Source organism: Acidocella aromatica, assembly GCF_014201825.1.
GTDB lineage: Bacteria > Pseudomonadota > Alphaproteobacteria > Acetobacterales > Acetobacteraceae > Acidocella > Acidocella aromatica.
Map to the genome: position 1 here is coordinate 24823 of NZ_JACHFJ010000007.1, position 13887 is coordinate 38709.

General features: G+C 63.9%; 11 protein-coding genes. 6 read left to right on the forward strand and 5 right to left on the reverse strand.

Going from position 1 to position 13887, the window contains the following annotated elements; translation table 11 throughout:
- The first annotated feature begins 162 nt into the window (after positions 1–162).
- The 4 genes from HNP71_RS08595 to alaS all read left to right on the forward strand — a co-directional run bounded on the left by HNP71_RS08595 (position 163) and on the right by alaS (position 6162).
- The gene (locus tag HNP71_RS08595; protein ID WP_183266484.1) at positions 163–543 is read left to right on the forward strand and encodes a group III truncated hemoglobin; all 381 of its coding nucleotides are present in this window, start codon (positions 163–165) and stop codon (positions 541–543) included.
- Positions 544–780: 237 nt separating this feature from the next.
- Positions 781–1833: a recombinase RecA gene (recA, locus tag HNP71_RS08600; RefSeq protein WP_183266485.1), complete on the forward strand. Its 1053-nt coding sequence runs from the start codon at positions 781–783 to the stop codon at positions 1831–1833.
- Positions 1834–1916: 83 nt separating this feature from the next.
- Complete coding sequence (locus HNP71_RS08605) at positions 1917–3521, forward strand: ATP-binding protein (RefSeq protein ID WP_183266486.1); 1605 nt, start codon at positions 1917–1919, stop codon at positions 3519–3521.
- Positions 3522–3531: 10 nt separating this feature from the next.
- Entirely contained in the window at positions 3532–6162 is a 2631-nt protein-coding gene (gene alaS / locus HNP71_RS08610) for an alanine--tRNA ligase (RefSeq protein WP_183266487.1), read from the forward strand.
- 48 nt (positions 6163–6210) lie between these two features.
- On the opposite strand, the gene HNP71_RS08615 is transcribed toward alaS, so the two are convergent.
- The 4 genes from HNP71_RS08615 to HNP71_RS08630 all read right to left on the reverse strand — a co-directional run bounded on the left by HNP71_RS08615 (position 6211) and on the right by HNP71_RS08630 (position 11554).
- Entirely contained in the window at positions 6211–7149 is a 939-nt protein-coding gene (locus HNP71_RS08615) for a glycosyltransferase family 2 protein (RefSeq protein ID WP_183266488.1), read from the reverse strand.
- 10 nt (positions 7150–7159) lie between these two features.
- Positions 7160–8605, reverse strand: a complete 1446-nt coding sequence (locus tag HNP71_RS08620; protein WP_183266489.1) for a DUF2142 domain-containing protein — start codon at positions 8603–8605, stop codon at positions 7160–7162.
- Between the two features lie 78 nt (positions 8606–8683).
- Positions 8684–10270: a phosphoglycerate dehydrogenase gene (gene serA, locus HNP71_RS08625; protein ID WP_183266490.1), complete on the reverse strand. Its 1587-nt coding sequence runs from the start codon at positions 10268–10270 to the stop codon at positions 8684–8686.
- A 111-nt stretch (positions 10271–10381) separates the two neighbouring features.
- The gene (locus HNP71_RS08630) at positions 10382–11554 is read right to left on the reverse strand and encodes a phosphoserine transaminase (protein ID WP_183266491.1); all 1173 of its coding nucleotides are present in this window, start codon (positions 11552–11554) and stop codon (positions 10382–10384) included.
- 116 nt (positions 11555–11670) lie between these two features.
- Between HNP71_RS08630 and HNP71_RS08635 the strand changes: the two genes are divergently transcribed.
- Both HNP71_RS08635 and HNP71_RS08640 read left to right on the forward strand, forming a co-directional pair.
- Positions 11671–12126 (forward strand): Lrp/AsnC family transcriptional regulator, encoded by a 456-nt coding sequence (locus tag HNP71_RS08635; RefSeq protein ID WP_183266492.1) that lies wholly within the window; start codon positions 11671–11673, stop codon positions 12124–12126.
- Positions 12127–12350: 224 nt separating this feature from the next.
- Positions 12351–12755: a hypothetical protein gene (locus tag HNP71_RS08640; RefSeq protein ID WP_183266493.1), complete on the forward strand. Its 405-nt coding sequence runs from the start codon at positions 12351–12353 to the stop codon at positions 12753–12755.
- A gap of 73 nt (positions 12756–12828) precedes the next feature.
- Here the strand turns inward: HNP71_RS08640 and HNP71_RS08645 are convergent, their stop codons facing one another.
- The gene (locus HNP71_RS08645; protein WP_183266494.1) at positions 12829–13842 is read right to left on the reverse strand and encodes an NAD(P)/FAD-dependent oxidoreductase; all 1014 of its coding nucleotides are present in this window, start codon (positions 13840–13842) and stop codon (positions 12829–12831) included.
- Between the last annotated feature and the right edge of the window lie 45 nt (positions 13843–13887).

Here is a 13887-nt window from a genome sequence, read left to right on the forward strand (position 1 = left end):
ATTCCTCAGCAATTTTTGTTGTAGCTTGCGCAGGATGGTGACGGACTCGCCAAGCTGTCAAACCCTGTTCCAGAATGGATCAGCCCTGCGCCAAAGGATTTGCCCATCAGCGTCCCGCGCTATAAGATGCATTTTTAATGCACCTTATAGCAGGAGCTGGCCATGCCCGCATCCCCTGAACTCACCGACACACAACTGCGCGAGTTGGTCGAGCGTTTCTACGCCCGCGTCCGGCAAGATCCAAACCTTGGCCCGATCTTCAACGACGTCATCCATGACTGGCCGGAGCATCTCACCAAGCTGACCGATTTCTGGAGTTCGGTGATGCTGACCACCGGGCGCTACCACGGCAACCCGATGCAGGTCCATTTCCGGCAGAAATACCGCCTCACCCCGGCCTTGTTCGAGCGCTGGCTGGAGCTCTGGCGCGAAACCAGCACCGAAACCCTCCCGCCCGCCTATGCTGCAGCCATCCAGGCCAAGGCCGCGCGCATGGCCGAGAATTTGCAGCGTGGTTGCGGCCTGCTGCCCGCGAATTGGTAAAGCTTCGTGCGTTGAAGGCGAATATTAAGTAAGAAGCTATCGGCGAACAAAAAACGAACAAATAGTTAACAAACATGTTGTCGTTTTGTTCTCTCTGTGTCAGCTTGATTTTAACGAATCACTCTGGCCTTTGAGGGAAAACACGCTATGGTTGTAATTACCACAACTAAGAAGCCGCGTTTGACATCGCTCGAGTCGATGTTGGACGTTCCTGAAGAAACCCCAATGGCAGCAACGATGGCAAAACCTGATCTCGAAAAGAACAAGGCGCTTGACGCCGCGATGGCGCAGATTGAGCGCGCTTTCGGCAAGGGCTCGATCATGCGCATGGGCGCCAAGGGCGGCTCCGAGGCTATCGAGGTCATCCCCTCCGGCTCGCTGGGCCTGGATCTGGCCCTTGGCATCGGCGGCCTGCCACGCGGCCGCGTTATCGAGATTTACGGCCCGGAAAGCTCCGGCAAGACCACGCTGGCCCTGCACGCCATCGCCGAGGCGCAGAAGCGTGGCGGTGTCTGCGCCTTCATCGACGCCGAACACGCGCTCGACCCCGTCTACGCCCGCAAGCTCGGCGTGGATATCGACAACCTGCTGATCTCCCAGCCCGACACTGGCGAGCAGGGGCTTGAGATCGCGGATACGCTGGTCCGCTCCGGCTCCATCGACGTGCTGGTCATCGACTCCGTCGCCGCCCTCGTGCCCCGCGCCGAGCTGGAAGGCGAGATGGGCGACTCCCATGTGGGCCTGCATGCCCGCCTGATGAGCCAGGCGCTGCGTAAGATCACCGGCTCGGTGGCGCGCAGCAACACCATGCTGATCTTCCTGAACCAGATCCGCCTGAAGATCGGCGTAATGTTCGGCAACCCGGAAACCACCACCGGCGGCAACGCGCTCAAGTTCTACGCCTCAATCCGCATGGAAATCCGCCGCACCGGCTCGATCAAGGAGCGCGACGAGGTCACCGGCAACCATACACGCGTCAAGGTTGTAAAAAACAAGCTGGCCCCGCCCTTCCGGCAGGTGGAGTTCGACATCATGTTCGGCGAGGGCATCAGCAAAAACGGCGAGCTGATCGATCTCGGCGTGAAGGCCGGTGTGGTCGAGAAATCCGGCGCCTGGTTCTCTTACGACAGCCAGCGCATCGGCCAGGGGCGCGAGAACGCCAAGCAGTTCCTGCGTGACAATCCAAAGATGGCCGAGTCCATCGAGAAAAAGATCCGCGAGCAATCCTCTGCAATTGCCGAGGCGCTAATGGTTGCCGACGCTGGCGACGGTGATGGCGGGGACGATTAACCGCCAGCGTAAATTTGCTTGACCCCTGGCGCCAGCTGGCTTCTACGTTACGGCCGCTAACAACCGGGGGGCTAGCGGGCTTAATGTATAACCTGTTGCTACGCCTGCGGGAACGCGCCTGGGCGGGCTACAGCATCGCGATCTGCACGTGCCTGCTGGCGCTGGCCATCCGCCTCGCCATCGGCCACCTTGTCTCCGCCCCCTTCTTCACGTTTGTCCCCGCTATCATCCTGTCCACCCTGGCCGGAGGCTTTGGGCCGGGCCTGCTGTGTTCGTTCCTTACCGCCGCCCTGGTTGCCCATTTTCTTCCTCCCTTGGCCAGCTATGGCATCCACTGGCCGAGCCAGCGGATGATGACCCTCCTCTTCCTTGTCGCGGCGGGCCTTATCGTCACCCTCACGGAACTCAGCATGCGGGCTAGCATCCGCTTTGCCCGTGCCACGGAGCAGCTCCATACCGCCAACGAGGCGCTGGAAGCCCGCATCGCCGCCCGCACGGCGGAGCTGATGGAAACAGAGCAGCAATTGCGCCAAGCGCGAAAAATGGAGGCGCTCGGGCATCTCTGCGGCGGCATCGCGCATGATTTCAGCAATCTGCTTACCGGCATCACCGGCAGCCTGGACGTGCTGCAACTGCGGCTACTGGAAGGCAGGCTGGACAATCTGGACCGCCACATAACCGCCGCGCGCGATGCCGCCAGCCGTGCCACGCGCCTCACGCAACGACTGCTGGACTTCTCCCGCAACCACCCGCTGGAACCACATGTCACCGATATCAACTTCCTGATTACCGGCATGGAGGAGCTGATCGCCCAGGCCATCGGCCCCGGCGTGGTGCGTAGGCTGGAGCTGGTGCCGGACATGCACACCACGCTGGTGGACCCCAACCAGCTCGAACACGCGCTGCTCAACCTGTGCATCAACGCATCAGACGCCATGCCCCAGGGCGGCACGCTCACCATCGCCACGGAGAATGTCACCCTCAGCACGCCGCATGCCACGGCGCTCAATCTGCCGCCCGGTGATTACGTCACCCTCTCCGTAGCCGACACCGGCACCGGCATGACACCGGACGTGCTGGCCCGCGCCTTCCACCCCTTCTTCACCACCAAGCCCGCGGGCAAAGGCACCGGCCTCGGGCTCTCCATGCTCTACGGCTTCGCCCGCCAATCGGGCGGTCATGTGGACATTCACTCAAACCCGGGCGACGGCACCACGGTCACGCTGTACCTGCCCCGGCACGACGGCGCCGCCAAAACGCTGCCCGGCACGGACAGCGCCTGGCCTCCGCCACGTAACTGTCAGGCGCGCGGCTGCATCCTGATCGCCGACGACGAAGCCAGCATCCGCGACTTGGTCGCCGAGGTGCTGAGGGACCAGGGCTACACCGTTGAACAGGCCGCGGACGCCCACAGCGCGCTCGACCTCCTGCTCAACGGCACCCCGGTAAACCTGCTGATCACAGACCTCCGCCTGCCCGGCATGAGCGGCCAGGAGCTTGCCGCCGCCGCCCGCGCCATGCGCCCCTGCCTCAGAGTCCTGTTCATGACCGGCTATGCGGAGAGGGCGGCAATTCCCTTCCAGGACACCCGCATCCTCGCCAAACCATTCTCCATGGCCACCCTGCCACCGCTGGTGGCTGAAATGCTGTCAACGCCCGTACTTGGCGAAAACCCTGCGGCCCTGTAATTCAGCCTGCATGGTCACCAGTAACGATATCCGCGCCACCTTCCTCAACTACTTCGCCCGTAACGGGCACCAGATCGTGCCGAGCGCGCCCCTAGTGCCGCGCAACGACCCGACGCTGCTTTTCACCAATGCCGGCATGGTGCCGTTCAAGAGCGTGTTCACCGGGCAGGAGAAGCGCCCGTATGTGCGCGCCACCTCGGCCCAGAAATGCGTACGCGCGGGCGGCAAGCATAACGACCTGGATAATGTGGGCTACACCGCTCGCCACCACACCTTCTTCGAGATGCTGGGGAATTTCTCCTTCGGCGATTATTTCAAGGAACAGGCAATCTTCCATGCCTGGACCCTGCTGACCAAGGATTTCGGCCTGCCCAAGGACAAGCTGCTGGTCACCGTGTACCACACGGACGACGAGGCGGCCGCCCTGTGGAAGAAGATCGCGGGCCTGAGCGATGAGAAGATCATCCGCATCCCCACCGACGATAATTTCTGGCGCATGGGCGATACCGGCCCCTGCGGCCCCTGCTCGGAAATCTTCTACGACCATGGCGATAAGATCGCCGGTGGCCCGCCCGGCTCCCCGGACGAGGATGGCGACCGCTTCATCGAGATCTGGAACCTCGTGTTCATGCAGTACGAGGAAGGCCCGCCCGGCACGCGCACCCCGCTGCCGCGTCCTTCCATCGACACCGGCATGGGCCTGGAGCGCTTCGCCGCCATCCTGCAAGGCAAGCACGACAATTACGACACCGACACCCTGCGCGCCCTGATCCTGGCCTCGTCCGAGGCCACCGGCCAGGACCCGGACGGCCAGTTCCGCGTCAGCCATCGCGTGGTGGCCGACCATTTGCGCTCCTCCGCCTTCCTGATGGCCGATGGCGTGCTGCCCTCCAACGAGGGCCGTGGCTATGTGCTCCGCCGCATCATGCGCCGCGCCATGCGCCACGCGCACATGATGGGCGCGAAGGAGCCGCTGATGCACCGGCTCGTCCCCGCACTCACCCGCCAGATGGGCCAAGCCTACCCCGAGCTGAACCAAGCCGAGGCGCTGATCACTGAGACGCTGCAGCTTGAGGAAGCCCGTTTCCGCTCGCTGCTGGACCGCGGCATCTCGCTCCTGCGCGAAGAATCCGAGACTATTCCCGCCGGCGGCTCCCTGCCCGGCGCCGTGGCCTTCAAGCTCTACGACACTTACGGCTTCCCGCTGGACCTGACGCAGGACGCCCTGCGTGAGGAAGGCAAGGCCGTGGACGTGGACGGTTTCAACGCCGCCATGGCCGAGCAGAAGGCCCGCGCCCGCGCCGCCTGGGCCGGTTCAGGCGAGGCCGCGACCGAGTCCGTTTGGTTCGAGCTGGAGCAGCAGATCGGCGCCACCGAATTCTTGGGCTACAGCACCGAAACCGCCGAGGCCGCAATTTCCGCTCTGGTGGTTGACGGCAAGCCGACCGACGAGGCGCTGCTGGAGCAGACCGTCTATGTGCTGCTGAACCAGACGCCCTTCTACGCCGAGAGCGGCGGTCAGGTGGGTGATACCGGCTTCATCACCGGACCGGATAATCTGCGCATCCGCATCACCGACACGCAGAAGAAGCTCGGCGGGCTGTTCGTGCACGTCGGCGTGGTCGAGGCCGGTACGGCCCGCGTCGGCCAGCCCGTGCTGGCCGAGGTAAACCACGCCCGCCGCGGCAAGATCCGCGCGCACCACTCCGCCACTCATCTGCTGCACGAGGCACTGCGCCGCGCGCTTGGCGCGCATGTCACGCAAAAAGGCTCGCTCAACGCGCCGGACCGCCTGCGTTTCGACATCTCCCAGCCCCGCCCGATCACGGCGGAGGAACTGGCTCAGGTGGCGCGGGACGTGAACGCCCGCATCCGCGAGAACACCGAGGTCACCACCCGGCTAATGACGCCGGACGAAGCGGTGAAGCTCGGCGCGATGGCGCTGTTCGGCGAGAAATACGGCGATGAGGTGCGCGTCGTCTCCATGGGCAACGCGCAGGAGGATAAAGCCGCCTGGTCGATCGAGCTGTGCGGCGGCACGCATGTCTCCCGCACCGGCGATATCGGTCTGTTCCGCATCGTCTCCGAGGGCGCGGTCTCGGCCGGCATCCGCCGCATCGAGGCGCTGGCCGGCGAAGCCGCCGTTGCCGAGGTCGAGGGCGAATCCCGCCTGCTGGCCGAAGCCGCCGCCACGCTGAAGGCCCAGCCCGCCGAGTTGCCCGGGCGCATCACCGCGCTGCAAGAGGACAAGAAGCGCCTGGAGCGCCAGGTGGCCGAGTTGCAGAAGAAACTGGTGCTGGCCACCGCCACCCAGTTCGAGGACGTGAACGGGGTGAAGGCCATCCTGCGCAACGTCGGCGATGTCTCACCCAAGGAACTGCGCCCCATCGCCACCGAACTGCTGAAGACACTGGAGACCGGCATCGTTGCCCTCGTCTCCACCGCCGAACAAAAGGCCGCCATCGTGGTTGCGGTGTCCGACGGCCTGCCGCACAGCGCGGTGGAGCTGGTGCGCGCCGCGGCGGCCGCCGTGGGCGGCCAGGGCGGCGGCGGCAACAAGGCTGTGGCTCAGGCGGGGGGCCCCAATGCTGGGCAAGCCAGCGCGGCGCTGGCGGCTATCAAGACTGGGATCGGGGCTTAAGCCTCCAAACCAAAAGGGCCCCAAACGGGGCCCTTTTTCATGTCCATCTCAACCGTTCCAGCGCGGAATGGCGAGATAGGCGAGGCGCTTGGCCTCCTTACGGGCGCGGGCCACGGAGTCGAGGATCAGGCCGCAGGTGAAGCTGAGCATCGCGATCATGATGACGCCCGTAGCCAGCACGGCGGTGGGCAAACGCGGCACCAGCCCGGTGTGTAGGTAGGTGATCACCACCGGCAGGCCGAGCCCAATCCCCAACAGCAACAGCACCACCCCAGCGGCGCAGAAGAATTGCAGCGGCCGCTCCTCCTTCACCAGCACCACAACGGTGCGCAGAATGCGCAGGCCATCGGAATAGGTCCGCAGCTTGGAGACCGAGCCAACAGGACGCTCCCGGTACGCCACCGGCATTTCGGCCAGGGGCATCATCAGGTCCAGCGCATGGATGGTGAATTCCGTCTCCGTCTCGAACCCCGAGGCCAAAGCCGGGAAAGTTTTCACGAAGCGGCGGGAGAAAACGCGAAAGCCGGAGAGCATATCCTGGATACGGTCGCCAAACACGGCCCGCACCAAACCAGAGAGCACAAGGTTACCCGTGCGGTGCCCACGCCGGTAGGCGCCGATCGGCCCCTCCCCCGCCTGCTCGATGCGCTGGCCGTTCACCATGTCCAGTTGTTCATCCAGCAGACGGCGCACCATCTCCGGCGCGGGGCTCGCGTCATAGGTATCGTCGCCATCCACCAGCACGTAGGCGTCGGCCTCGATATCGGCGAACATCCGCCGCACCACATGCCCCTTGCCTTGCAGCATTTCGTGCCGCACCACCGCCCCAGCCGCCTGCGCCGCCGCCGCCGTATTGTCGCGCGAGTTGTTGTCGTAAACAAAGACATCAGCCCCCGGCAGCGCTGCACGGAAATCGGCCACCACCTTGGAGATGGCGACCTCCTCGTTGAAGCAGGGGATCAGGACGGCGATGCGCGGCGCGGACATCCTGGTCGTCCTAATGCAGATAATAGCTGTTCAGCAGGCACATCGGGATATAGCCAATATCGTAGAGCCCCAGCAGAACCACCGGCAGCGCGGGCAACAGCGGCGGTATATGCCAACGCGGGCGCAAGCTGGGGACGGCATAGAGCAGAAACGGCAATAGCGGCAAAAGATAGCGCCCCTGCATTCCCTCGATATGATCAAAGCCCACGCCAGTCCAACTGATATAGGATGCCACAAGGATCAGCACGAAATTGCCGAATAGAAGCGCCGTGGTCCATACGAGGTTCACCGCTTGCGTGCCAACAGGCAATAGCTTCGGCCTCTTGCTGAACAATAGCCCCGCCAGCACCACGATACCCGCCGCTGACCACAACCCGTAATACCAGTCCGGCAAAATAATCCGCAAAGGCCCAAGCACCCCGATGGTGGAAGCCAGTGTTGCAGCGGCACCGCGCACCATCTCGTGCAGGGGCATGGTAATGAACCGCAAGGGCTGGGCCAGCAGGATATTCAGATTGGCTGCCGGATCGACATGGTCGAGCAATACCGTTCGGTCCCCCAAAAAGAGAGGCCCGGGGTGATACGGTGCCTTGCCGAACGGCACGGCGACGAAAACGGCAACCACACCGGCCCAAATCAGCACCGGCAGCACAGCCAGCACTACGTCCCGCAAACGCCAAAGTAAACCCGGCGCGAAGAGCGGCAGCAGGAACACGCCAAGCAATGGCAGATAAGGCGGAATAGTCAGCAGCAGCACTACAAGCGCCAAAAGTCCGAACCACCGGAAACCGCGCGTGAGAGCGGCAGCGCTCAGGCAGGCAAGGCCGATCAGCACCCCATCCACGTTCACCGTACCAGCCAAAAACAGGCTCATTGGCAGCAGCAGCACGGTCAGCAGCAGCGCCTCGCCATAGGCGGCAACCCTAAGCGCCAGCAAGCCCAGCGCCAGAAACGCCGTGAGCATGCCAAAACGCGCCAGCATGAAGCAAACGAACGGCTTGCCGCCCGCGAACAGCATGCCCAGCGCCAACCCCAGCGTGGCCGGCAGATAGGCCAACGGGAAATATCTGCCGGTATTGGGAATATCGTTGAACACTCGCCCCGGCTGCGGCGGCTGCGTTAGCATCTCCTCGGCATCGTCCGCCGTTACTACTAAACGGCTGCCAAGCTGAGTGCTAACACCGATGGCCGCGCTCATGATTCCCGGGTTTACCTTTACGCCGGAGAGCATCTCCATCTGGCCGGTGTTGGGGTCCAGCACCGGCTTGCGTACGGCCAGTATCGCGCCGTGCAGCAGCCCGGCAGCGCGGGCAACATGGGCCGGCTCATCTGGGCTTTGCCCCGGAGGGGTGAACAACGCGGTAAGCACGGTGACCGGCAAGGCGCACAACAAAAACAGCGCCATAACGGCTGACTTGCCGCTATAGCGCTGAAATACCTCAAACCAGTCAGACATTCACGCCCCGATTCCGCAGCCTCTTACCGCTGGCTCTAGCCGGATTGCGGTAAGAGGGACAAGACCAGGGCGGAAAGATCAGAACGCCAGCGTGGTCGCCTGCATCACCAGCGGCAGGGCGCGCACCTGGGCCAGCACCGCGTCCGGGGTCTCGCCGTCGGTGGAGACGAGGCAGATCGCATCCTCGCCCTCGGCCGCGCGGCCCAGGTGGAAAGTGGCGATGTTCACGCCCGCCTCGGCCAGCAGCGTGCCGAAACGGCCGATGAAGCCCGGCTTGTCCTTGTTGGTGACGTAGAGCATGTGCGGGGCGAAATCCGCCTCGACCTTGATGCCCTTGATCTCGACCAGACGCGGACGGCCATTGCCGATGAGCGTGCCAGCCACGGCGCGGGTGCCCTTCTCGGTGGTCACGCTGATGCGCACCAGGGTCTGGTAGTCGCCGGTACGGTCGGTGGAGGCTTCCGCCACCTCGATCCCGTGGTCACGCGCCAGCACCGGGGCGTTCACCATGTTCACGCCTTCCATCACCGGGCCAAGCAGACCGGCCAGGGCGGCGGCATTCAGCGGGCGGTGGTTCAGCTTGGCCACCGCGCCCTCGTACTCCACCAGCACCTTCTTGATCTCGCCGTCCTGGGCGCGGGTCATCTGCCCGGCGAAGGCGCCCAGCAGACGGCACAGATCCATATACGGGCGCAGGCGCGGAGCTTCCTCGGCGGTGACGCTCGGCATGTTCAGCGCGTTGGTCACGGAGCCGGTGAGCAGGAAGTCGGAGATCTGCTCAGCCACCTGCAAGGCCACGTTCTCCTGGGCCTCGTTGGTGGAGGCGCCCAGGTGCGGGGTGCAGACCACGTTCTCCAGCTCGAAGAGCGGGCTCTCCTTGGCGGGCTCGACCTCGAACACGTCCAGCGCCGCACCGGCGACATGGCCGGACTTCAGCGCGTCGTACAGCGCCGCCTCGTCCACCAGACCGCCGCGGGCGCAGTTGATGATGCGCACGCCCTTCTTGGTCTTGGCCAGGGCCTCGCGCGAGATGATGTTGCGGGTCGCCTCGATGAGCGGGGTGTGCAGGGTGATGAAATCGGCCTTGGCCAGCACGGTGTCCAGATCGGCCTTCTCCACGCCCAGCTCCACGGCGCGGGCTTCGGTCAGGTACGGGTCATAGGCCAGCACCTTCATCTTCAGCCCCACGGCGCGGTCCGCCACGATGGAGCCGATATTGCCGCAGCCGATCAGGCCGAGGATCTTGCCGGTGACTTCCACGCCCATGAAACGGTTCTTCTCCCACTTGCCGGCCTTGGTGGAGGCAGTGGCCTCCGGCAGCTGGCGGGCGAGCGCGAACATCATGGCGATGGCATGCTCGGCGGTGGTGATGGCGTTGCCGTTCGGGGTGTTCATCACCACCACACCGCGCGAGGTGGCGTTCTTCACGTCCACATTGTCCACGCCGATACCGGCGCGGCCGACCACCTTGAGGTTGGTGGCGACGTCCAGCACTTCCTTCGTCACCTTGGTGGCGGAGCGGATGGCGAGGCCGTCATACTGCCCGATGATCTCGCGCAGCTCGGCGGGGGTGAGACCGGTCTTCACGTCAACTTCGACGCCGCGCTCCTTGAAAATCTCGATGGCGGCGGGGGACAGCTTATCCGAGATAAGAACTTTGACCATGTGAGGAATTTCCTGTGAGGATTTATTGCCGCTTTTTGAAAAAAGCGGCGCCAAAAGCTTTTATGAGTTGAGCCTGGGGCGGCTCAAAAGTCAGCGCCCCAGGAGCAAAAATCAGAACTCGGCCGCGACGGTGTCGATGGCGTAGTCGATCCACGGCAGCAGGGCCACGATGTCGGAAGTCTCGACAGTCGCGCCGCCCCAGATACGCAGGCCCGGAGGCGCGTCGCGATACGCACCGGCGTCCAGCGCCACGTTTTCCTTCTCCAGCAGCGCGGCGACAGCCTTGGCGGCCTTGGCCTGCCCTTCGGCATCCAGCTTCTGGAACCAGGGGGCGTCGATGGCGATGCAAATGGACGTGTTGGAGCGGGTTTCCGGCTTCTCGGCCAGGAAGCGCACGCGCTCATTGCCCTCGACCCAGTCGGCCACGGCCTTCAGGTTGGCGTTGGAGCGGGCGATCAGCCCCTGCAGCCCGCCGATGCCCTCGGCCCAGCGCAGCCCGTCCAGCGCGTCCTCGACGCAGAGCATGGACGGAGTGTTGATCGTCTCGCCGACAAAAATACCCTCGCTCAACTTGCCGCCGGAGGTCAGGCGGAAGATCTTCGGCAGCGGCCAGGCGGGCTTGTAGGTAAGCAGACGCTCAACAGCGCGCGGGCTCAGCGCAAGCATGCCATGCGCGCCCTCGCCGCCCAGCACCTTCTGCCAGGACCAGGTCACGACGTCGAACTTGTCCCAGGGCAGATCCATGGCGAAGGCCGCCGAGGTGGAGTCCGCGATTACCAGACCTTCACGGTCGGCGGGGATGAAATCGCCATTGGGGAAGCGCACACCGGAGGTCGTGCCGTTCCAGGCCAGCACCACGTCGTGGCTGAAATCGATCTGGGTGAGATCCGGCAGTTGGCCATAGGGGGCCTTCAGCACGCGGGCATCTGCCAGCTTGAGCTGCTTCACCACGTCGGTCGCCCAGGCTTCAGAGAAGCTCTCATGCGCCAGCACATCAACCGGGCGGGCGCCGAGCAGCGACCACAGGGCCATCTCCACCGCGCCGGTGTCGGAAGCGGGAACGATGCCCAGGCGCCAATCGGCGGGCATGTCCAGGATCTGCTTGGAGCGGGTGATAACCTCGGCGAGCTTCGCCTTCGGGCCCTTGGCGCGATGCGAACGGCCCAGCAGCGCGCCTTCAAGCGCGGCGAGGGTGAAGCCAGGGCGCTTGGCGCACGGGCCGGACGAGAAATTAGGATTTTGCGGACGAACGGACGGCTTGGCGGCCGGAGAAAAATCTGCCATAAAACCTCTCCCTTACAGAAGAAAAGCGCCCCGGTGGGGGGGCGTGACCCGGAAAGCCCTCTAGCCTAATTCCTCCACCGCCGCAATACTCATTTCGCCCTCTTTCCGAGACAGCCATGCCCGAACTCGACAATATCGACCGCGCCATCCTCCGCCTCCTGGCCGCCGACGCCTCGCTCTCTCTCAACGACATCGCCGACAAGGTCGGGCTGACCGCCACGCCGTGCTGGAAGCGCATCAAGCGCATGGAGGAGGTGGGCATCATCAAGGGCCGCGTCGCGGTGCTGGATGCCGACAAGCTCGGCCTGCCCGTCTCGGTCTTCGTCTCGGTGGAAACCTCCGACCATTCCGCGGAATGGCTGGCGCGCTTCGCCCTGGCCATCGCCGAGACCCCCGAAATCGTCGGCGCCTGGCGCATGAGCGGGGATGTGGACTACCTGCTGCATGTGGTGGTGCAGGATATCGCGGCTTACGACTCGTTCTACCGCAAGCTCATCGCCGCCGTGCCGCTGCGCAACGTCTCCTCGCGCTTCGCCATGGAGCGGATGAAGGACGGCGCTCTGCCAATCTAGCGTTTTTCGTTTTCATAAAGAAATAACAACCTGACAATCCATGGTTTTGCTTCCTTCTCACGACGAAGACCACAAAGCCGCATGGCAGGCGCGCGAGAATTCGAAAATGCAGCATAAAATCCGCACTATTCATTCTCCTTAAAGCGGTGTAACCCGCGCGTAAGCACAGGTTAAGAAACATGAGGTTTCCTGGCCTTTTTTGTTTTTGTCAGGAGACTTGAGTCATGGCCGATCTCGCCACCACCATCAGCAAAGCCATCACCACCATTCCCGAATGCCTCGCCGCCGGCGTGGTCGACGTCGCTTCGGGACTGCTGCTCGACATCAAGACCGTCGATTCCCACCCGAACGAGGTGATCGACCTGCTTGCCGCCGCCACCTCCGATCTGTTCCAGGGGCCGAATGTCGTCGCCGTCGAGAACCTCTTCAAGAAGGCCCGTGGCATCGAGACCAACGAGCACTACTTCGAAGAAATTATCGTGAACAGCAAGAACCTGCTGCACGTGTTCATCCGCGGCCGCCGCAACCAGGACTACGTGGTGTGCTTCATCTGCCGCAAGACTGTGAACCTCGGCATGGCGCTCACCAAGGCGCGTGGCAGCATGCCGGAAATCGAAATGGCGATCTGAGACACATCGCCGTCCACGAAAAAGCCGCCTGAAAAGGCGGCTTTTTATTTTTAACAGAATGTTAGAGCCGCTTTCAGCCCGGCACACCCTTGGTCGTGGAATACTCGAAATGCAGCGCCGTATCGGGGTTCACGATACCGTAGATGGAATGCGCGGCCACCGCGCCCTCGGCAAAGCCCTGCAGGATGAGCTTGAGCTTGCCGGGATAGGTGACGATATCACCCACCGCGAACACGCCGGGAAGAGACGTTTCCATCGTCGCGGACGTGACCGTCACGTGATTTTTCTGCGTCAGTTCCATCCCCCATTCGGCAATCGGCCCCAGCTCCATCGCCAGCCCGAAGAAGGGCAGCAGCACATCGGCCTCCAGCTTGCGGGTGTTACCATCCAAGTCCGCGACCTCCACCGCCTCCAACACGCCGCCCTGCCCGTGCAGCGCGTGCAGCTGGTACGGGATCACCATCTCCACCTTGCCCGCTTCGGCCAGGGCATCGAGCTGCGCGGCGCTCTCGGGGGCGGCGCGGAACTTCGCCCGGCGATGCACCACGGCGATGTGCGCGGCCACGCCTTGCAAGGCCAGCGCCCAGTCCACGGCGGAGTCGCCGCCACCGGCGATGACCACGCGCTTACCACGCAGATCCTCTCGCTTCTTCACGTAATACCGCACCGCACCGGCGGCCTCGTAGGCGGAGAGCCCCTCGAGCGGCGGGCGGTTCGGCCCGAACGCCCCGGCGCCAGCCGCCAGAATCACGGCCTTGGCGGTAACCTTGTCCCCCGCGCTGGTGGTCAGGGTGAAATTGCCCTTGGCACCGTCCAGCCCAGTCACTTGGCGGCCAAGCAGCTTCACACAGTCGAACGGCGCGATCTGCTGCTCCAGCTGCGCGATCAGCGCCGCGCCCTCGATGGCCGGGTGGGCTGGAATGTCGTAGATCGGCTTTTCCGGGTACAGCGCCACGCACTGCCCGCCCAGCTCATCGAGCGCGTCGATCAGCACGCAGGACATTTTCAACATCCCGCATTCGAACACCGCAAACATGCCAGCCGGGCCGGCGCCAATAATCGCGACATCGGTAGAAATCTGTTCCATGGAGGCTGGTCTGCCGCAGCGCCCTTCCACAATCAAGCGCGTACA